1 rRNA gene is annotated in these 340 nt (G+C 54.4%); it reads left to right on the top strand.

The features are described from left to right. Positions 1 to 340, top strand: a 23S ribosomal RNA gene (locus MWU61_RS19670); the annotation flags it as partial.

The following is a 340-nucleotide window of genomic DNA, read 5'->3' as shown; positions in this document are numbered from 1 at the left end:
CTCAGCGAAATTGAATTGCCTGTCAAGATGCAGGCTCCCCGCGGTTAGACGGAAAGACCCCATGCACCTTTACTATAGCTTCGCATTGGCATCAGACACAGTATGTGCAGGATAGGTGGTAGGCTTTGAAGCAGTGACGCTAGTCATTGTGGAGCCTCCCTTGAGATACCACCCTTATTCTGTTTGATGTCTAACCGCGGTCCATTATCTGGATCCGGGACCCTGCGTGGTGGGTAGTTTGACTGGGGCGGTCGCCTCCCAAATTGTAACGGAGGCGCGCGAAGGTTGGCTCAGAGCGGTCGGAAATCGCTCGTTGAGTGCAATGGCAGAAGCCAGCCTG

It is taken from the genome of Loktanella sp. F6476L (genome assembly GCF_023015725.1).
In the GTDB taxonomy this organism is placed as follows: Bacteria; Pseudomonadota; Alphaproteobacteria; order Rhodobacterales; family Rhodobacteraceae; genus Yoonia.
Note: the sequence above shows the minus strand (reverse complement) of the source record. Positions and strands in the feature narration are given on the sequence as shown.